The organism is Streptomyces sp. NPDC034043 (assembly GCF_055575675.1).
This window is the reverse complement of sequence record NZ_JBVISF010000005.1, coordinates 377405-396247: the sequence shown is the minus strand read 5'-3', so window position 1 is coordinate 396247 and position 18843 is coordinate 377405. Positions and strand designations below refer to the sequence as shown.

Annotated in this window: 16 protein-coding genes and 1 pseudogene; 5 read left to right on the top strand and 12 right to left on the bottom strand. The window is 73.3% G+C overall.

Translation table 11 applies throughout. The features are described from left to right. Positions 1–102 precede the first annotated feature (102 nt). The 6 genes from ACZ51S_RS15560 to hrcA form a co-directional block, all read right to left on the bottom strand. A complete protein-coding gene (locus ACZ51S_RS15560) occupies positions 103–1017 on the bottom strand; it encodes a ribonuclease Z (RefSeq protein ID WP_468801997.1) in 915 nt (304 codons plus the stop codon). A 3-nt stretch (positions 1018–1020) separates the two neighbouring features. Further along, the gene (locus tag ACZ51S_RS15555) at positions 1021–1380 is read right to left on the bottom strand and encodes a histidine triad nucleotide-binding protein (protein ID WP_388938995.1); all 360 of its coding nucleotides are present in this window, start codon (positions 1378–1380) and stop codon (positions 1021–1023) included. A gap of 119 nt (positions 1381–1499) precedes the next feature. Beyond that, positions 1500–2246: a 16S rRNA (uracil(1498)-N(3))-methyltransferase gene (locus ACZ51S_RS15550; protein WP_388938993.1), complete on the bottom strand. Its 747-nt coding sequence runs from the start codon at positions 2244–2246 to the stop codon at positions 1500–1502. Continuing rightward, the gene (locus tag ACZ51S_RS15545; protein WP_468477813.1) at positions 2243–3334 is read right to left on the bottom strand and encodes a nitronate monooxygenase; all 1092 of its coding nucleotides are present in this window, start codon (positions 3332–3334) and stop codon (positions 2243–2245) included. The genes ACZ51S_RS15550 and ACZ51S_RS15545 overlap by 4 nt, the downstream gene beginning before the upstream one ends. 166 nt (positions 3335–3500) lie before the next feature. After that, positions 3501–4640, bottom strand: coding sequence for a molecular chaperone DnaJ (gene dnaJ / locus ACZ51S_RS15540; protein ID WP_388938990.1), 1140 nt, complete (start codon positions 4638–4640; stop codon positions 3501–3503). After that, positions 4641–5657, bottom strand: coding sequence for a heat-inducible transcriptional repressor HrcA (hrcA, locus tag ACZ51S_RS15535; RefSeq protein WP_388938988.1), 1017 nt, complete (start codon positions 5655–5657; stop codon positions 4641–4643). A 162-nt stretch (positions 5658–5819) separates the two neighbouring features. Here hrcA and ACZ51S_RS15530 point away from each other — a divergent pair, with 162 nt between their 5' ends. The 3 genes from ACZ51S_RS15530 to ACZ51S_RS15520 all read left to right on the top strand — a co-directional run bounded on the left by ACZ51S_RS15530 (position 5820) and on the right by ACZ51S_RS15520 (position 8087). Next, complete coding sequence (locus tag ACZ51S_RS15530; RefSeq protein ID WP_468801998.1) at positions 5820–6551, top strand: MBL fold metallo-hydrolase; 732 nt, start codon at positions 5820–5822, stop codon at positions 6549–6551. A gap of 28 nt (positions 6552–6579) precedes the next feature. Further along, positions 6580–7380: a DUF3097 domain-containing protein gene (locus ACZ51S_RS15525; RefSeq protein ID WP_388938985.1), complete on the top strand. Its 801-nt coding sequence runs from the start codon at positions 6580–6582 to the stop codon at positions 7378–7380. A gap of 98 nt (positions 7381–7478) precedes the next feature. Further along, the gene (locus ACZ51S_RS15520; protein ID WP_468477811.1) at positions 7479–8087 is read left to right on the top strand and encodes an ADP-ribosyltransferase; all 609 of its coding nucleotides are present in this window, start codon (positions 7479–7481) and stop codon (positions 8085–8087) included. 24 nt (positions 8088–8111) lie between these two features. Here the strand turns inward: ACZ51S_RS15520 and hemW are convergent, their stop codons facing one another. The 3 genes from hemW to lepA all read right to left on the bottom strand — a co-directional run bounded on the left by hemW (position 8112) and on the right by lepA (position 13350). Then, positions 8112–9344, bottom strand: coding sequence for a radical SAM family heme chaperone HemW (hemW, locus tag ACZ51S_RS15515; RefSeq protein ID WP_468961025.1), 1233 nt, complete (start codon positions 9342–9344; stop codon positions 8112–8114). A gap of 56 nt (positions 9345–9400) precedes the next feature. Further along, on the bottom strand, positions 9401–11293 hold the full coding sequence (locus tag ACZ51S_RS15510) for an AMP-dependent synthetase/ligase (RefSeq protein ID WP_388938981.1): 1893 nt from the start codon (positions 11291–11293) through the stop codon (positions 9401–9403). 191 nt (positions 11294–11484) lie between these two features. Then, positions 11485–13350, bottom strand: a complete 1866-nt coding sequence (gene lepA, locus ACZ51S_RS15505) for a translation elongation factor 4 (protein ID WP_388938980.1) — start codon at positions 13348–13350, stop codon at positions 11485–11487. Between the two features lie 199 nt (positions 13351–13549). On the opposite strand from lepA, the gene rpsT reads away from it, so the two are divergent. Then, positions 13550–13810, top strand: coding sequence for a 30S ribosomal protein S20 (gene rpsT, locus ACZ51S_RS15500; protein ID WP_030030523.1), 261 nt, complete (start codon positions 13550–13552; stop codon positions 13808–13810). Positions 13811–14056: 246 nt separating this feature from the next. Here the strand turns inward: rpsT and holA are convergent, their stop codons facing one another. Next, the gene (gene holA / locus ACZ51S_RS15495; protein ID WP_467886161.1) at positions 14057–15049 is read right to left on the bottom strand and encodes a DNA polymerase III subunit delta; all 993 of its coding nucleotides are present in this window, start codon (positions 15047–15049) and stop codon (positions 14057–14059) included. 61 nt (positions 15050–15110) lie between these two features. Between holA and ACZ51S_RS15490 the strand changes: the two genes are divergently transcribed. Then, positions 15111–15353 carry a hypothetical protein gene (locus ACZ51S_RS15490; RefSeq protein WP_388938975.1) on the top strand — a complete coding sequence of 81 codons (243 nt, stop codon included), beginning with the start codon at positions 15111–15113 and terminating at the stop codon, positions 15351–15353. 17 nt (positions 15354–15370) lie between these two features. Here the strand turns inward: ACZ51S_RS15490 and ACZ51S_RS15485 are convergent, their stop codons facing one another. Together ACZ51S_RS15485 and ACZ51S_RS15480 are read right to left on the bottom strand one after the other, a co-directional pair. Further along, positions 15371–16252, bottom strand: coding sequence for a YceI family protein (locus tag ACZ51S_RS15485; protein WP_468477808.1), 882 nt, complete (start codon positions 16250–16252; stop codon positions 15371–15373). Positions 16253–16388: 136 nt separating this feature from the next. After that, positions 16389–18767: pseudogene (locus tag ACZ51S_RS15480) on the bottom strand (ComEC/Rec2 family competence protein); the annotation flags it as partial. Between the last annotated feature and the right edge of the window lie 76 nt (positions 18768–18843).

Genomic DNA, 18843 nt, shown 5'->3' with positions numbered 1-18843 from the left:
CCGGGCCGGGCAGGACCAAAACCCAGTGTGACGCACATCACCGGAGCCCCGCTCACCTCCGCCCCCAGCGCCACTGGAGGAACACCACCCCCGGCGCTCCTCCTACCGCTTGGGCAGGGCCACCCGTCCCAGGTCCGCCGCGATCGTCAGCTCCCCCTCGAATCCCGCCGCGCGGGCCTCGCGTTCGAACTCCGACGGATCCGCGTACCGCTGCGAGAAGTGCGTCAGCACCAGGTGCCGTACGCCCGCGTCCCGCGCCACCCGCGCCGCCTGTCCGGCGGTGAGGTGGCCGTGGTCGGTGGCCAGCCGGACGTCCGCGTCGAGGAAGGTCGACTCGATGACCAGCATGTCGCAGCCCTCCGCCAGCGCGTCCACGCCGTCACAGAGCCGGGTGTCCATGACGAAGGCGAACCGCTGCCCCGCCCGGTGCTCGCTGACGGCCTCCAGCGTGACCTCGCCCTCCGGCCCCTCCAGCCGCCCCTCGCGCTGGATCCGGCCGACGTCGGGCCCCTTGATCCCGTACCGCGCGAGCAGCGCGGGGACCATCCGGCGCCCGTCCGGCTCGGTCACCCGGTAGCCGAAGGACTCCACCGGGTGCGAGAGCCGCCGCGCCTCCAGGACGTACGAGGGCCCGCGCGCGAGCACCCCGTCCGCGGCGACCGGCTCCTCCAGGAGCCGCACGGTCTCCCGGTAGGCGGTGGCGTACCGCAGCCGGTCGAAGAACTTCTGCCCCGAGGCCGGGTAGTGCGCCGTCACGGGGTGCGGGACCTGGTCGAGGTTGATCCGCTGGATCACCCCGGCCAGGCCGAGGCTGTGGTCGCCGTGGAAGTGCGTGACGCAGATCCGGTTGATGTCGTGCGCCGCGACCCCGGCCCGCAGCATCTGCCGCTGCGTGCCCTCGCCCGGGTCGAAGAGGATGCCCTCGCCGTCCCAGCGCAGCAGGTAGCCGTTGTGGTTGCGGTGCCGGGTGGGGACCTGGCTGGCGGTGCCCAGGACCACGAACTCGCGTACGGACACGGCTTATCCGGGCGGCCACTGGAGGCCGCGGCCCCCGAGGACGTGCAGGTGCGCGTGGAAGACGGTCTGGCCCGCGCCGGCGCCGGTGTTGAACACCACCCGGTAGCCGCTGTCGGCGATCTTCTCCTCGGCGGCGATCTCCCCGGCCTCACGCAGTATGTCGGCGATCACGCCCGGCTCGGCGGCGGCGAGGGAGGCCGCGTCGGGGTAGTGCGCCTTGGGGATCACGAGCACGTGGGTGGGCGCCTGCGGGTTGATGTCCCGGAAGGCGACGGTCGTTTCGCTCTCGCGGACGAGCGTCGCCGGAACGGTCCCCTCGACGATCTTGCAGAACAGGCAGTCCGCCTGCGGTTCCCCGGCCATTGCTGCGCCTCCCGTTGACGTTGATCGGTCGGGGCATGCTACCGGGCCGGCCCCGCAGCCCGGGGCCGGTGCGGGGCCGCGTACGGCGCCCGCCACCCGGACCGCCCCCGGGCGGCGGCCTACGACCAGCGCCCCGTGCGCGCCAGCAGCACCGCCGTCGCCGCCGTGCCGGCGGTCGACGTACGCAGCACCGAGGGGCCCAGCCGGTACGGCAGCGCCCCGGCCGCGGCGAAGGCGGCCAGCTCCTCCGGCGACACCCCGCCCTCGGGGCCGACCACCAGCACCACGGACCCCTTCTCCGGCAGCGGGGCCGTGGCCAGCGCCGCCGAGGGAGCGTCACGGTCCTCGTGCAGCACCACCGCCAGGTCGGCCTGCGCCAGCAGCGCGGCCACCTGCTTCGTGGACATCGCCCCGGCCACCTCCGGGAAGCGGACCCGGCGCGACTGCTTGCCCGACTCCCGGGCCGTCGAACGCCACTTGGCCAGGGACTTCTCGCCCCGGTCGCCGCGCCACTGGGTGATGCAACGGGAGGCCTGCCACGGCACGATGGCGTCGACGCCGGTCTCCGTCATCGTCTCGACCGCCACCTCGCCCCGGTCGCCCTTCGGCAGGGCCTGCACCACGGTGATCCGTACGTCGGGCTCCGGTTCCTCCCTCACGGACTCCAGGTCCGTGACCACCAGGCGGTCCTTGCCCTCCGCCGCCTTGACCACGCCTTCCGTCCACCGGCCGCGCCCGTCGGTGAGGACCACGTCCTCGCCCGGGTTCAGCCGCTTCACGGACACCGCGTGCCGCCCCTCGGGGCCCTCCAGCACGAACTCCGGCCCCGCCGGAACCTCTTCGACCACGAACACGGGGGCCGTCATGACGCTCTCCTCATCTGCAATGCCTTCAACGCGTTCTGCGCCTCGGCCAGTTCTGCCACCAGTACTTCCACCAGCGCCCCGGCCGGCAGCGTCCGGGCAAGCCGGTGCCCCTGCCCGGCCCACAGGGACATGCCCTGCGGGTCCCCCGCCGCCGCGGCGGCCTTGCGCAGGCCCGAGGTCATGTCGTGGACCTGGGGGTAGGCGGCCGGCGCGTACGGCCCGTGCTCCCGCATGAAGCGGTTGACCAGCCCCCGCGCGGGCCGGCCCGAGAAGGCCCGGGTCAGTTCCGTGTGGGCGAACATCGGGTCGGTCAGCGCCCGCTTGTGCAGCGGGTGCGCTCCCGACTCCGGGCAGGCCAGGAAGGCCGTGCCGAGCTGCGCCGACTCCGCGCCGGCCGCGAGCACCGCCGCGATCTGCGCGCCCCGCATCAGGCCGCCCGCGGCGGTGATGGGCAGGGCCACGGCCTCGCGTACCTGCGCGACCAGCGCGAGCAGGCCGACGCCGGCCGTGCCGTCGGTCTGCGGGTCGTCACGGTGGGTGCCCTGGTGGCCGCCCGCCTCGATCCCCTGGACGCAGACGGAGCCGGCGCCGGCCGCCTGCGCGGTACGGGCCTCGTCGACCGAGGTGACGGTGACGACGGTGTGCGTTCCGGCCCGGCGCAGCCGCTCCAGGACCTCGGGCGCGGGCGTGCCGAAGGTGAAGGAGACCGCCGGGACGGGGTCCTCGAGCAGGATGGCGAGTTTGGCCTCGTAGCCGTCGTCGCCGGTGGCGATGATGTCCTCCGCGGCGAGCGAGACCGCGTACCATCCGGCCTCGCCGGCCAGCTGCCCGCGGTAGGTCTCGACGGCGGCCTGGTCCACGTAGCCGGTCTGCGGCACGAAGAGGTTGACGCCGAAGGGCCGCCGGGTCAGGCCGCGGGTCCGCTTGATCTCCTGGTACATGCCGTCGGCGGTCTTGTACCCGCCGGCGAGGTAGCCGAGCCCGCCGGCCTCGCACACGGCGGCGACGAGCGGCGGGCAGGAGGCGCCGCCCGCCATGGGAGCCTGCACGATCGGGTACGGGTGGAGACCGTTCGGCGCGGAGGACATGGACTGCATCGTGCCACGTCCCGGGCACCGCGCCGAACCGTCGCTTTCGCCTGGCATAGTCCGTTCCCGGGCGGTGTCCGGGAATCGACGCGTGCCGTGATCCGGGAAGCACGGAGCCCGGCCCGGGGCGTCCCCGGACCGGGCTCCGTACGGGTTCCCGGGCGCCTCAGCGGCCGTTGAACGCGTCCTTCAGGCGGCTGAAGAGGCCCTGCTGGCCGGGGGCGAACTGCCCCATCGGCCGCTCCTCGCCGCGCAGCTTGGCGAGCTGGCGCAACAGCTCCTCCTGCTGGGCGTCGAGCTTGCCGGGGGTGGTGACCTCGACGTGGACGATCAGGTCGCCCCGGCCGCCGCCGCGCAGGTGGGTGACGCCGCGCCCGTGCAGCGGGATGGCCTGCCCGGACTGGGTGCCGGGCCGGATGTCGATCTCCTCCATGCCGTCCAGCGTCTCCAGCGGGCACTTGGTGCCCAGGGCCGCGGCCGTCATGGGGATGGTGACCGTGCAGTGCAGGTCGTCCTGGCGCCGCTGGAAGGTCGGGTGCGGCAGCTCGTGGATCTCCACGTAGAGGTCGCCGGCGGGGCCGCCGCCGGGGCCGACCTCGCCCTCGCCCGCGAGCTGGATCCGGGTGCCGTTCTCGACACCGGCGGGGATCTTGACGGTGAGGCTGCGGCGGGAGCGGACCCGGCCGTCGCCCGCGCACTCGGGGCACGGGGTCGGGACCACGGTGCCGAAGCCCTGGCACTGCGGGCAGGGGCGCGAGGTCATGACCTGGCCGAGGAAGGACCGGGTGACCTGGGAGACCTCGCCGCGGCCGCGGCACATGTCACAGGTCTGCGCCGAGGTGCCGGGGGCGGCGCCCTCGCCGGTGCAGGTGCCGCAGACGACGGCCGTGTCGACCTGGATGTCCTTGGTCGTGCCGAAGGCGGCCTCGTCCAGTTCCAGGTCCAGGCGGATCATGGCGTCCTGGCCGCGGCGGGTCCGCGAGCGCGGGCCGCGCTGCGAGGTCTGGCCGAAGAAGGCGTCCATGATGTCGGAGAAGTTGCCGAAGCCGCCCGCTCCGAAGCCGCCCGCGCCGCCACCGCCGCCCGAGGAGGACAGCGGGTCGCCGCCGAGGTCGTAGACCTGCTTCTTCTGCGGGTCCGAGAGGACCTCGTAGGCCGCGTTGATCTCCTTGAAGCGCTCCTGCGTCTTCGGGTCCGGGTTCACGTCCGGGTGGAGTTCACGGGCGAGGCGGCGGAAGGCCTTCTTGATCTCGTCCTGCGATGCGTCGCGGCGCACGCCGAGTACGGCGTAGTAGTCCGTGGCCACTTACGACTCCGCCAGGATCTGTCCGACGTAACGTGCCACTGCGCGTACCGCTCCCATCGTTCCGGGGTAGTCCATGCGGGTCGGTCCGACCACGCCGAGTTTGGCGACTGCTTCGCCGCCCGAACCGTAGCCGACGGACACGACCGACGTGGAGTTGAGCCCCTCGTAGGCGTTCTCGTGCCCGATCCGTACGGCCATTCCCGACTCTCCGGCCTCGCCGAGCAGCTTGAGGAGCACCACGTGCTCTTCGAGCGCTTCCAGCACCGGCCTGATCGTCAAGGGGAAGTCATGTCCGAAGCGAGTGAGGTTGGCGGTGCCGCCGATCATCAGCCGCTCCTCCGCCTCCTCGGCCAGCGTTTCGAGAAGGGTCGCGAGGACGGCCGTGACGGTCGCCCGGTCCTCGATCTCGAACGACTCCGGAAGGTCCTGCACCAGCTGCGGGACGTCGGTGAACCGACGGCCCACGACCCTGCTGTTGAGCCGCGCCCGCAGGTCGGCGAGGGAGTTCTCGCCGAAGGGCGTCTGGGTGTCGACCATGCGCTGCTCGACGCGCCCCGTGTCGGTGATCAGTACGAGCATCAGCCGGGCCGGGGCCAGCGACAGCAGCTCGACGTGCCGCACGGTGGAGCGGGTCAGCGACGGGTACTGGACGACGGCGACCTGGCGGGTGAGCTGCGCGAGCAGCCGCACCGTGCGCCCGACCACGTCGTCGAGGTCGACGGCGCCGTCGAGGAAGTTCTGGATGGCCCGGCGCTCGGGGCTCGACAGCGGCTTGACGCCCGCGAGCTTGTCGACGAAGAGCCGGTAGCCCTTGTCCGTGGGGATCCGGCCGGCGCTGGTGTGGGGCTGGGCGATGTAGCCCTCCTCCTCCAGCACGGCCATGTCGTTGCGGACGGTGGCGGGCGAGACGCCCAGCCGGTGCCGCTCGGTGAGGGCCTTGGAGCCGACGGGCTCCTCCGTCCCCACGTAGTCCTGGACGATGGCGCGCAATACCTCGAGCCTGCGTTCACTGAGCATCGCGCACACCTCCGGATGCGGGTCGGTCGTCGGTCTGGCCGTCGGGGGCCGGTCGCTGGCTTGTTGGCACTCTGCGCGTCTGAGTGCCAGACATCCCCCGGTCAGTGTACGGCCGGGTAGTACGCCGCGGGCAAGGGCGGCCCGCCAGGGTAGCGTCGCGGCATGGACGTGCGTTGGGAAGAGGCGGGCTGGGAACGGGTCACCGGACGGGTCGGCCGGCGGCGGCTGCCGGTGTGGGACTGCACGGTGGGGCTGGTGGTGGGGGACGAGTCGGTGCTGTTGATCGACCCCGGGTCCTCGGTGCGCGAGGGGGCGGGGGTGCGGGCCGAGGCGGAGCGGCTGACGGGCCGCCGCGTGACCCATATCGCATTCACGCACGGACATTTCGACCACGTGCTGGGCGGGGCGGCCTTCGCGGGCGCCGAGACCTTCGGGGCGGTCGGCCTGGACCGGCTGCTGTCGGCCCCCACCGGCCGCGAGGAGGTACGGGCGAGCGCGGTCCGGCACGGCCTGGCGGAGGCGGAGGCCGCCGAGGCGGCCGGGCTGCTCCGGGCACCGCGGCACCTGGTGTCGGGCGAGTGGACCCTGGAGCTGGGCGGGGTGCAGGTGCTGCTGGCCAACGTGGGGCCCGCGCACTCCCAGCACGACCTGGCCGTCTTCGTGCCGGGCGAGCGGGAGGCGGTGTTCTGCGGGGACCTGGTCGAGGAGTCGGGCGAGCCCCAGGCCGGCCGGGACGCGGTGCCGGGCCAGTGGCCGGCCGCCCTGGACCGGCTGCTGTCCCTGGGCGGGGACGACGCGGTGTACGTGCCGGGGCACGGAGCGCTGGTGGACGCGGGCTTCGTGCGTGCGCAACGCGCCACACTGGCGGGCCGGTTCGGCGTGTCGGAGGCGTGAGGGCGCCGGCTCTCCTAGTGTCGGCCGAATGCGTGAGTACTCCCCCGACCTGACCCCGCAGTGGAAGCGCGCCAAGGCCGTACCGGAGGTGCCGGCCGACCCGGACCTGGTGGTCGAGGTGGCGGGTACGGACTTCTGCGGCGCGGTGGTGGCATGCGAGGCGGGCACCGTGACCCTGGAGGACCGTTTCGGAAAGCGCCGGGTCTTCCCGCTGGAGCCGCGCGGCTTCCTGCTGGACGGCGCCGTGGTGACCCTGACCCGCCCCTCGCGGGGGCCCGCCGCGCCGGCCCGTACGGCCTCCGGCTCGATCGCCGTCCCGGGGGCGCGGGCCCGGGTGGCGCGCGCCGGGCGGATCTACGTGGAGGGGCGGCACGACGCCGAGCTGGTCGAGCGGGTGTGGGGCGACGACCTGCGGATCGAGGGCGTGGTGGTGGAGTACCTGGAGGGCGTCGACGACCTGGCCGCCGTGGTGGAGGAGTTCGCCCCGGGGCCGGACGCCCGTCTCGGCGTGCTGGTGGACCACCTGGTGCCGGGGTCCAAGGAGTCCCGGATCGCGGCCTCGGTGACCTCAGCGGACGTGCTGGTGGTGGGTCACCCGTACGTGGACGTCTGGCAGGCCGTGAAGCCCTCCGTGCTGGGCATCCGGGCATGGCCGGAGGTGCCGCGCGGCCAGGACTGGAAGACGGGCGTCTGCCGTGCGCTGGGCTGGCCCGCGAACACGGGGGCCGCCTGGCAGCACATCCTGTCGCGGGTGTCCTCGTACCGGGACCTGGAACCGACGCTGCTGGGCCGCGTCGAGGAGCTGATCGACTTCGTCACGGCGCCCTGAGGCGCGGCACGCCGGGGCACCGCGCACCGTCGGACGACTCGCCCACCTACGGGTGACAGTGCGTGTGCGGAGCACCACGAAGGGCAAGGGTGCTCACCATGATCACCTTTGCTCTGCGGCAGCGCGCCGTCCTCGCCGCGACCGTGCTCGCCGCCGCCCTGCTCCCGCCCGCCTCCGCCTCGGCCGCGGCGCACGCCGCCCCGGCGAACTCCTGTCCCCGGGTGACCGACCACCTCTTCGCCGCGGCGGACAAGACCGTCGTGGTGGAGCGCATCACCCCGTCACCGTCCTGGCGGATCAACTGCAAGCAGCTCTACCGCTCCGACGGCCGTCCGCCGTCGGTGGTCTTCGAGGAGGGCTTCAAGCCGAAGGCACCCCTGGACGGCCAGTACGACATCGAACAGTACGTGCTGGTCAACCAGCCCTCCCCGTACGTGTCGACCACCTACGACCACGACCTGTACAAGACCTGGTGGAAGAGCGGCTGGAACTACTACATCGACGCCCCGGGCGGGGTGGACGTCAACCAGACCATCGGCGACACCCACAAGTACGCCTCCCAGGTGGAGGTCGCCTTCCCCGGCGGCATCGACCGCTCCTTCATCGTCGCGGTGTGCCCGGTCGACAAGACCTCCAAGACCGAGATCATGGACGAGTGCCAGGACAACCCGCACTACAAGCCCTGGCGCAACAGCTGGCCGAGCTGACCCCGCCCCTCCGCCGGGACCTGGTCAGTCGACCAGGTCCCGCACCACCGCGTCGGCCAGCAGCCGCCCGCGCAGCGTCAGCACCGCCCGCCCCGCGTCGTACGGCCCGGCCTCCAGGAGGCCGTCGGCCAGGGCGCGGCGGGAGGCCGCGAGGCCCGCGGGGGCCAGCAGGGACAGCGGGACGCCGTCCACCAGCCGCAGCTCCAGCAGGATCCGCTCCACGCGCCGGTCCTCCGCCGACAGCAGCTCGCGCCCCGCGCCCGGCGACCGTCCCTCCGCCAGGGCGGCCGCGTACGCGCCGGGGTGCTTCACGTTCCACCAGCGCACCCCGCCGACGTGCGAGTGGGCGCCCGGGCCCGCGCCCCACCAGTCGGCGCCGCGCCAGTACAGCTCGTTGTGCAGGCAGCGGCCGGCCTCGGAGGTGGCCCAGTTCGACACCTCGTACCAGGAGTACCCGGCCCGCTCCATGACCTCGTCGGCGATCAGGTACCGGTCGGCGTGCACGTCGTCGTCGGTCATCGGGACCTCGCCGCGGCGGATCCGGCGGGCCAGCTGCGTGCCCTCCTCGACGATCAGGGCGTACGCGCTGACGTGGTCGGGCCCGGCGCCGAGCGCGGCCTCCAGCGAGGCCCGCCAGTCGTCGTCGGACTCCCCCGGGGTGCCGTAGATCAGGTCGAGGTTGACGTGCTCGAAGCCCGCTGCCCGCGCCTCCGCGACGCACGCCTCGGGGCGCCCGGGGGTGTGCGTGCGGTCCAGCACCTTCAGGACGTGCTGCCGGGCGCTCTGCATGCCGAAGGAGATCCGGTTGAAGCCGCCGGCCCGCAGCTCCGCCAGGTACTCCGGGTTCACGGACTCCGGGTTGGCCTCGGTGGTGACCTCGGCGTCCTCGGCCAGCCCGAACTCGTCGCGGATCGCTGCGAGCATCCGTACGAGGTCCCGCGCGGGCAGCAGCGTGGGCGTGCCGCCGCCGACGAAGACGGTCCGCACGGCGCGCGGGTCGTCGCCGAGCACCTTGCGGGCGAGGCGGACCTCGCCGATCAGGGTGTCGGCGTAGTTCTCCCGGGAGGCGAGCACGCCGCCGGTACCGCGCAGCTCGGTGGCGGTGTAGGTGTTGAAGTCGCAGTACCCGCAGCGCGTGGCGCAGTACGGGACGTGCAGGTAGAAGCCCAGCGGCCGCCCCCCGGTGCCCTCCAGGGCGTGCGACGGCAGCGAGCCGTCTTCGGGCATGGGTTCACCATCGGGCAGTGCGGAAGGCATGACGCCATTGTCCCGCACCGCCCCATGGTCGTTTACGCCCCCGGCCGGGGGCCGGACTAGGCCTCCCGGGAGCCCTCGTACATTTCGTCGATGAGGTGCTTGAACTCACGCTCGACGACCGGGCGCTTCAGCTTGAGGCTGGGGGTGAGGTCGCCGTGTTCGACGTCGAGGTCGCGCGGCAGGATGCGGAACTTCTTGATCGTCTGCCAGCGCTGGAGGCCCTCGTTGAGGGTCTGCACGTACGTCTCGATCAGGCGGCCGGTCTCCGGCGCCGCGAGGACCTCCGCGTACGTCTTGCCCTCCAGGCCGTTCTCGGTGGCCCAGCCCAGGATCGCGGGCTCGTCGAGGGCGACCAGGGCCGAGCAGAAGTTCCGGTCGGCCCCGTGGACGACGATGGCCGAGACGTACGGGCAGATCGCCTTGAACCGGCCCTCGATCTCCGCCGGGGCGACGTACTTGCCGCCCGAGGTCTTGATCAGGTCCTTCTTGCGGTCGGTGATGCGCAGGTAGCCGTCCGGGGAGAGCTCGCCGATGTCGCCGGTGTGCAGCCAGCCGTCGCTCTCCAGGACCTCGGCGGTCTTCTCGGGCTGGCCGTGGTAGCCCTGCATGATGCCGGGGCCGCGCAGCATGACCTCGCCGTCGTCGGCGATGCGGACCTCGGTGCCGGGGAGCGGCTTGCCGACGGTGCCGGTGCGGTAGGCCTCGCCCGGGTTGACGAAGGAGGCCGCGCTGGACTCGGTCAGGCCGTAGCCCTCCAGGATGTGGATGCCGGCGCCGGAGAAGAAGTAGCCGATGTCGGGGGCCAGGGCGGAGGCGCCGGAGATGGCGGCGCGCAGGCGGCCGCCGAAGGCCTCGCGGAGCTTGGAGTAGACGAGCGTGTCGGCGATCTTGTGCTTGGCGGAGAGGGCGAAGGGGGCCGTGGCCCGGCCGGTGCGGCGGTAGTTGTCCTGGGTGACCTTGGCGTACTCGCGGGCGACGCCGACCGACCACTGGAAGATCTTGTACTTGGCCCCGCCGCCCGCCCGGGCCTTGGCGGCCACGCCGTTGTAGACCTTCTCGAAGATGCGCGGGACGGCGGCCATGTAGGTGGGCTGGACGACCGGCAGGTTCTCGATGATCTTGTCGATGCGGCCGTCGACGGCGGTGACGTGCCCGACCTCGATCTGGCCGGAGGTGAGCACCTTGCCGAAGACGTGGGCCAGCGGCAGCCACAGGTACTGGACGTCGTCCGAGTGGATCATGCCGGTGGCGACGGTGGCCTTGGCCATGTACGACCAGTTGTCGTGCGGGAGGCGAACGCCCTTGGGGCGGCCGGTGGTGCCGGAGGTGTAGATGAGGGTGGCGAGCTGGTCGGGGGTGATGGCCGCGATCCGCTCCTTGACCGCCGCGGGGTGCTGGGCGAGGTGTTCCCTGCCGCGCTCCTCCAGCTCGGCGAGGGAGAGCACCCAGCCCTCCGGGTCGCCCTCGGCGGGGACGGCGTCGGCGGCCTCCAGGACCACCACGTGGGCGAGGTCGGGCAGGTCGGCGCGGCGCTCGCGGGCCTTGGCCAGCTGGGCGGCGTCCTCGGCGATCAGCACCCGGCTCTCGGAGTCCGAGAGGATGAAGGCGGACTCGTCGGCGTTGGTGCTGGGGTAGATGGTGGTCACGGCGCCGCCGGCGCACATCACACCGAGGTCCGAGAGGATCCACTCGACGCGGGTGTTGGAGGCGAGCGCGACCCGGTCCTCGGCGCGCAGGCCGAGGCCGATGAGGCCGGCGGCGATGGCGAAGACCCGGTCGGCGGCCTGCCCCCAGCTGAGCGACTTCCAGTCGTCGGGACCGCCTTCGCGGCCGGCCGCGGCCACGGGGAAGCGGTAGGCCTCCGCGTTCGGCGTGGCGGCGACGCGGTCAAGGAAGAGGGCCGCCACGGTGGGCGGGCGGTTCTCGATCAAGGTCTGTGTGTCGCTCACGGACGTCCTCCGGACCACGCGGCAGGGCCTGTTCGGCATGACTACGGGCATGACTACGAGCATGTAACTGGCGAGTAACCGCTACTCAGACTAGGGGGCCTCCGCCTGGCGCGTAAGAGCCATCCGGCGGCCGATTCATAACGAAACAGGCCCCCGGGCCTACGCTCGGGGGCCTGTTTCGCATACGGCGGCTACTTCTTCTTGGCGCCGGACTCGTCGCTGGACAGGACGGCGATGAAGGCCTCCTGCGGGACCTCCACGGAGCCGACCATCTTCATCCGCTTCTTGCCTTCCTTCTGCTTCTCCAGCAGCTTCCGCTTGCGGGAGATGTCACCGCCGTAGCACTTGGCGAGGACGTCCTTGCGGATGGCGCGGATGGTCTCGCGGGCGATGACGCGGGAGCCGACCGCGGCCTGGATCGGCACCTCGAAGGCCTGCCGAGGGATGAGCTCGCGCAGCTTGGCCACCAGGCGCACGCCGTAGGCGTAGGCGGCGTCCTTGTGACAGACGGCGGAGAAGGCGTCGACCTTGTCGCCGTGCAGCAGGATGTCGACCTTGACCAGGCTGGAGGCCTGCTCGCCGGTGGGCTCGTAGTCGAGGGAGGCGTAACCGCGCGTCTTGGACTTCAGCTGGTCGAAGAAGTCGAACACGATCTCCGCGAGGGGGAGCGTGTAGCGGATCTCGACACGGTCCTCGGAGAGGTAGTCCATGCCGAGCAGGGTGCCGCGGCGCTGCTGGCAGAGCTCCATGATCGCGCCGATGAACTCGCTGGGCGCGAGGATCGTGGCCCGTACGACCGGCTCGAAGACGTCCTTGATCTTGCCTTCGGGGAACTCGCTCGGGTTGGTGACGGTGACTTCCTTGCCGTCCTCCAGCACCACCCGGTAGACCACGTTCGGCGCGGTGGCGATCAGGTCGAGGCCGAACTCGCGCTCCAGGCGCTCGCGGACCACGTCCAGGTGCAGCAGGCCGAGGAAGCCGACGCGGAAGCCGAAGCCCAGCGCCGCCGAGGTCTCGGGCTCGTACACCAGCGCGGCGTCGTTGAGCTGGAGCTTGTCCAGCGCCTCGCGCAGGTCCGGGTAGTCCGAGCCGTCCAGCGGGTACAGGCCCGAGAAGACCATCGGCTTCGGGTCCTTGTAGCCGCCGAGGGCCTCGGTCGCGCCGTTGTGCAGGCTGGTGATCGTGTCACCGACCTTGGACTGACGGACGTCCTTCACGCCGGTGATGATGTAGCCCACCTCGCCGACGCCGATGCCGTCGGCCGGGGTCATCTCCGGGGAGGAGACGCCGATCTCCAGCAGCTCGTGGGTGGCGCCGGTCGACATCATCCTGATGCGCTCGCGCTTGTTGAGCTGGCCGTCGACGACACGGACGTAGGTGACGACGCCGCGGTACGAGTCGTAGACCGAGTCGAAGATCATCGCGCGGGCCGGGGCGTCCTTGACGCCGACCGGGGCCGGGACGGTCTCGACGACGCGGTTGAGCAGGGCGTCCACACCGAGACCGGTCTTCGCCGAGACGCGCAGCACGTCGTCCGGGTCGCAGCCGACCAGGTTCGCCAGCTCCTCGGCGAACTTCTCCGGCTGGGCGGCCGGCAGGTCGATCTTGTTGAGGACCGGGACGATCGCGAGGTCGTTCTCCATCGCCAGGTACAGGTTGGCGAGGGTCTGGGCCTCGATGCCCTGGGCGGCGTCCACCAGGAGGATCGTGCCCTCGCACGCGGCGAGGGAGCGCGAGACCTCGTAGGTGAAGTCGACGTGCCCGGGGGTGTCGATCATGTTCAGGATGTGCGTGGTGCCCGTGCCCGCACCCTCGGTGGGGGCCCAGGGCAGACGGACCGCCTGGGACTTGATCGTGATGCCGCGCTCACGCTCGATGTCCATGCGGTCGAGGTACTGGGCGCGCATCTGCCGCTGGTCGACGACGCCGGTGAGCTGGAGCATCCGGTCGGCAAGGGTCGACTTGCCGTGGTCGATGTGCGCGATGATGCAGAAGTTACGGATCAGCGCCGGGTCGGTACGGCTCGGCTCGGGCACGTGGCTGGGGATGGCGGGCACGCAGTGTCCTGATTCTCGGGTCGCTGTCGGATCTGCTGTCGGATCGGTACGCAGACTCCCATGGTCCCATGGACGCGGGGATGCGCTCGGTTTGGGCCGGTCGAAGCGTGCCTGGTAGCCTGGGTGGCTGTGTCTCGCATGCCCTCTCAGCAGACGGGACACAATCCGGAAAATACTCTGAACCTGAAAAGGCTCTTTCGTGGCGAACATCAAGTCCCAGATCAAGCGGAACAAGACCAACGAGAAGGCTCGCCTTCGCAACAAGTCGGTCAAGTCCGAGCTGCGCACCTTCATCCGCAAGGCCAACGAGGCGATCCTCGCCGGCGACGCGGAGAAGGCCACCGCTGCGGCGCGCCTGGCTTCCAAGAAGCTGGACAAGGCCGTCTCGAAGGGTGTCATCCACAAGAACGCCGCCGCCAACAAGAAGTCGGCGCTGGCCTCCAAGGTTGCCGCCATCTGAGTTCCGCACTCGATGTGAACGCCGGGACGGACCCAGCGGGCCCTCTCTTCCGCTCCTGACCGGCACCCCGCGCCGCACGCGGCCTGCGTTCGCCACGCGGGTGCGGCGCACACAGCAGTGACCGAAGGCCCCGGCCTCCGCCCTTCCCCAGGGCGGTGTCCGGGGCCTTCGTGTGTCCGGCGGTCAGCGGCCGGCCGGCGCACCGGCGCCCCGGGAGCGCAGGAAGTGGCGCCGGGGGGTGGCCGGTCAGCGGCGCTGGGGGCGGGCCGCGCGGGCGACCGCCACGACCGCCTTCTCCAAGGCGTACTCCGGGTCGTCCCCGCCGCCCTTCACGCCCGCGTCGGCCGCGGCCACGGCGCGCAGCGCGTCCGCGACGCCGTCCGCCGACCAGCCCCGCATCTGCTGCCGGACCCGGTCGATCTTCCACGGCGGCATGCCGAGGTCCCGGGCGAGGTCGCCCGGACGGGCCCCGCGCGGGGCGGAGGCGAGCTTGCCGATGGCCCGGACGGCCTGCGCCAGGGCGCTGGTGATCAGGACGGGGGCGACGCCCGTCGCGAGGGACCAGCGGAGGGCTTCGAGGGCCTCCGCGGCCCGGCCCTCGACCGCCCGGTCGGCGACCGTGAAGCTGGAGGCCTCGGCCCGGCCCGTGTAGTAGCGGCCGACCACGGCCTCGTCGATCGTGCCCTCCACGTCCGCGCACAGCTGCGCCGCCGCGCTCGCCAGCTCGCGCAGGTCGCTGCCGATCGCGTCGACCAGGTTCTGGCAGGCCTCGGGGGTCGCGGAGCGCCCCAGCGTCCGGAACTCCCCGCGCACGAACGACAGCCGGTCCGCCGCCTTGGTCATCTTCGGGCAGGCGATCTCGCGGGCACCCGCCTTGCGCGCGGCGTCCAGCAGGCCCTTGCCCTTCACCCCGCCCGCGTGCAGGAGGACGACGGTGATCTCCTCGTACGGATCGGCGAGGTACGCCTTGAGCTCCTTCGCCGCGTCCGCGCCCAGGTCCTGGGCGCCCCGCACGATCAGGACCTTCCGTTCGGAGAACAGCGAGGGGCTGGTCAGCTCCGCCAGCGTGCCGGGCTGGAGCTGCTCGGAGGAGAGGTCCCGTACGTCGGTGTCGGCGTCGGCAGCGCGGGCGGCCGTCACCACCTCCCGCACGGCGCGGTCGAGCAGCAGGTCCTCCTGCCCCACCGCGAGGGTGATCGGGGCGAGCGGATCGTCGGTGGGGTTCTTCCTGGTGGCCATCGCCCCCAGCATCCCACGCCGCACTGACAGCGCCCCGCGCCCGGTACCCGAGAATGGTCGGGTGAACGTGCGACATGTACTGGTCCTGCCCGACCGCGACGCCGCCGAGGAGGTGGCCCAGGAGGTCGTCGACCGCTTCGGCCTCCCGGAGGAACCCCAGCTGGTGCGCGACGCCCTCGCCGGCGAGGACGACGCCGAGGACGCCCAGTGGCTGGTGGTCGTCGAGGACCCCCGCGGACACCTCGACGCCCCCGCGCTGGACGAGCTCGCCGCCGAGTACGAGGGCTGGCTGGAAGCCCCGTAGGACGGTGCGCCCGCCCCCTACGCCTTGTGGACGATCTGTACGTCCAGCTCCACTTCCACGCTCGGCCCGATCGCCGCGATCCCCTGGGCCAGCACCGACTGCCAGTTCAGGGCGAAGTCCGCGCGGTTCAGCTCGGCCGTGGCCCGGCAGGCGGCTCGCGGCTCGCCCTCCAGGCCCGTGCCGTTCCCCAGGTACTGGGTGTCGAGGGTGACGGAACGGCTGACCCCGCGGAGGGTGAGGGCCCCGGCGACCGCCCAGCGGCTGCCGCTGCGGTGGATGAACCGCTCGCTGTAGAACTCCACCCGCGGGTGGCGGGGCGCGTCCAGGAAGTCGGCGGACCGCAGGTGGTCGTCCCGCCTGCGCATCCCGGTGTCGATGCTCGCCGTATCGATGATCACGTGCATGGTGGAGTCCTCCATGCGCTCGGCTATCCGCACCGCGCCGGCGAAGGTCGCGAACCGGCCGTGGATCCGGGCGAAGCCCATGTGCCGGGCCGTGAAGGCGATCGACGAATGCGTCGGGTCCAGTTCCCAGTGGCCGGGCTGCGGCAGCAGCGGCGGCTCCACCGCGTCCAGGACGATCTCCGCCGTGCCGGGCTGCGCCGGGTCCCCCACCAGCGTCGCCCCGTGGAAGGGCGCGTAGCCCTCGGCGGTCACGGTGAGCCGGTACTCGCCTTCCGGCATGGCCGCCGTGAAGCCGCCGTACGGATCGGTCTCGCCGCTGACGACCCGTCGGCCGATCGGGTCCGTGACCTCGAACTTGGCCTGCCGGATCGGCTGGTGGACCGTATCGAGCACCCGGCAGCTCAACAGGCGCGCCGTGGGCGGCAATGTGAGCGTCGCGGATGTCTGCGGCCCGGCACCCGCGGCCGGATCCGTCCCCCGCCTGCGACCGAACATGACTGGTGCACCCCCGTGCTGTGTGGACTTGGACCGTGCTCGCGAAGACGCATTCGATCATGCTGTCGGGTTGGGGGCAAACAGAATGGTCGCGCCCGGTATGCCCGGGCCGGCCCGGACGCCGCCTGGCCGGAAACGCACGCATCCCCGCGCCGCTCCCGGCGACGGCCACGGAACCGTCCTCATCGGTGCGCAGCACGGTCGCCCCATGGGCTCTGAGCTGCGCGATCGTCCTCGGCGCGGGGTGTCCGTAGCGGTTGTCCGCCCCGACCGGGACGATCGCGATCCGTGGCCGGATCCGGCCCTGGAGGCCGGGGTCCTGGTGCGCCGAACCGTGATGGGCGACCTTGAGCACGTCCACCGGCCCCAACTCCGGATGCTCCCTCAGAAGGGCCTCCTGGGAGGGCGGTTCGAGATCTCCCAGCAGCAGCAGCGTCAGGCCCGAGGCGCGCACCAGCAGGGCTACGCTCGCGTCGTTGGGCCCCTCGGGCACCGGAGCCCGCGCGGACGGCCACAGCACCTGCCACTCCAGCCGCCCGGTCCGGCGCCGCTCCCCCGGCACCGCCGGCACGACGGGCACCCCGGCTCGCGCGGCCGCCCGCCGGACCGCGGCCGCCTGCGCGGGCGGCTCCTCCAGGGTGGTGGTTTCGATCACACCCACGGACCGGCCCCGCAGCACCCCGGAAACCCCTCCCACGTGGTCGGCGTGGAAGTGCGTCAGCAGGAGCAGCGGGACCCGGTTCACGCCCAGGCGGCGCAGGCAGTCGTCCACCGGCCCCGGTTCCGGCCCGGCGTCCACCACGACGGCCGTCCCCGGACCGGCGGCGATCACGGCGGCATCGCCCTGGCCCACGGCGCACTGGACGTAACTCCAGTCCGGCGGCGGCCATCCGGTGACCGTACGGATCAGCTGCGGCGGCCGCAGCACCGCGATCAGCAGCAGCACGGCCACGGCGGCGCAGACCCCGCGCCGCCGCCCGATCCGGACCCCGAGCCACACGACGGCCGACGTGACCACCCCCAGCAGCAGCCCGCCCCCGAGCCCGCCCGGCCAGGGCAGCTCCGCCCCCGGCAGCCGCGCCCCGCCCCGCGCCACGGCGGCGATCCACCCGGCGGGCACCGCAGCGCACCGGGCCAGCAGCTCCGCCGCGGGCATGCACAGCGGGGCCACCGCGAGGACCGCGAAGCCGAGCACGGTGGCGGGGCCCGCCGCCAGCTCCGCCAGCAGGTTGCACGGCACCGCGACCAGGCTCACCCGGGCGGAGAGCACCGCCACCACCGGCGCGCACACGGCCTGCGCCGCGAGGGCCGCCCCCAGGGCATCCGCGAGACGCGGCGGGGTCCCCCGCCGGCGCAGGGCCCCGGCCCAGCGGGGCCCGAGGGTGAGCAGCGCCCCGGTGGCCAGCACCGAGAGGAGGAACCCGTAACTGCGGGCCAGCCACGGGTCGTAGAGCACCAGCAGCAGCACGGCCCCGGCCAGCGCCGGGATGAGGGACCTGCGCCGGCCGGTGGCGAGGGCCAGCAGGGTGACCGCCCCGCACGCGGCGGCCCGCAGCACGCTCGGGTCAGGCCGGCACACCACCACAAAGGCCAGCGTCAGTGCCGCGCCGCCCAGCGCGGTGGCCCGCAGCGAGAGCCCCAGCCGGGGAGCGAGCCCGCGCCGCTCGGCGTGCTGCGCGCGGGCCGGCGGCCCGATCAGCAGGTACAGCACCACGGTGAGGTTGGACCCGGAGACGGCCAGCAGGTGCAGCAGGTCGGTGGCCCTGAACGCCTCGTGCAGCTCGGGCGGCACCCGCGAGGTGTCCCCGACCACCAGGCCCGGCAGCAGGGCCCTGGCGTCCGCCGGGAGCCCGTCGGTGGCCTCCCGCAGCCCGGCGCGCAGCACCCCCGCGAGCCGCTGTACCCGGTCGGGGCCGCCCGTCACCCCGGGCGGGGCGTCCCCCGGAGGGCGGAGCAGCGCCACGGCCCGCTCCCCGGCCCGCGCCGGCGCCAGCCGGGCCACCACCACGACCCGGGTCGAGGGCTCCAGAACGGCCCATCCCGGATGCCCGGCCAGCACCCGGACCGGGGTCTCCACCCGGGTCCGCGTCCCGTCGGGCCCGCTCACCCCGGTCACCACCGCGTCCAGCACCACCAGCGGCGGCCCGGCCCCGCCGCGGGCCACCCGGGGGTCGGAGCCGACGGTGAGCTCCGCGCGCACCCGGGCGTGTTCGCCGGCCAGCCGGGCCACGGGTCCCGCCCGCGCCCCGGCACGCTCCAGCCCGGCCACCCCCGCCCCCGCGGCGGCGCACAGCAGCGCGGCGGCCACGGCCGGTCCGACCCTCCACCGCGGCTGCGGCCGCCTGGAGCCGACCAGCAGCAGCACGCCCGCCGTGGCCACCGCGAGCCCCGCCCCGGCGGCGCTCCACCCGCCCGGCACCCCGAGCGCCAGGGCCGCCGCGGCCCAGGCCGCCCCGGCCGGCACCGCAAGCCGCAGGTCCACCGGCCCGGTCCGCTCCCGCCGGGCCGCCTCCAGCTCGACGCACCCGGCCCCGGCGCACCCGGGCGGGCCGGCGCACCCGGCCCCGGCACACCCCGGCCCCGTACGCTCC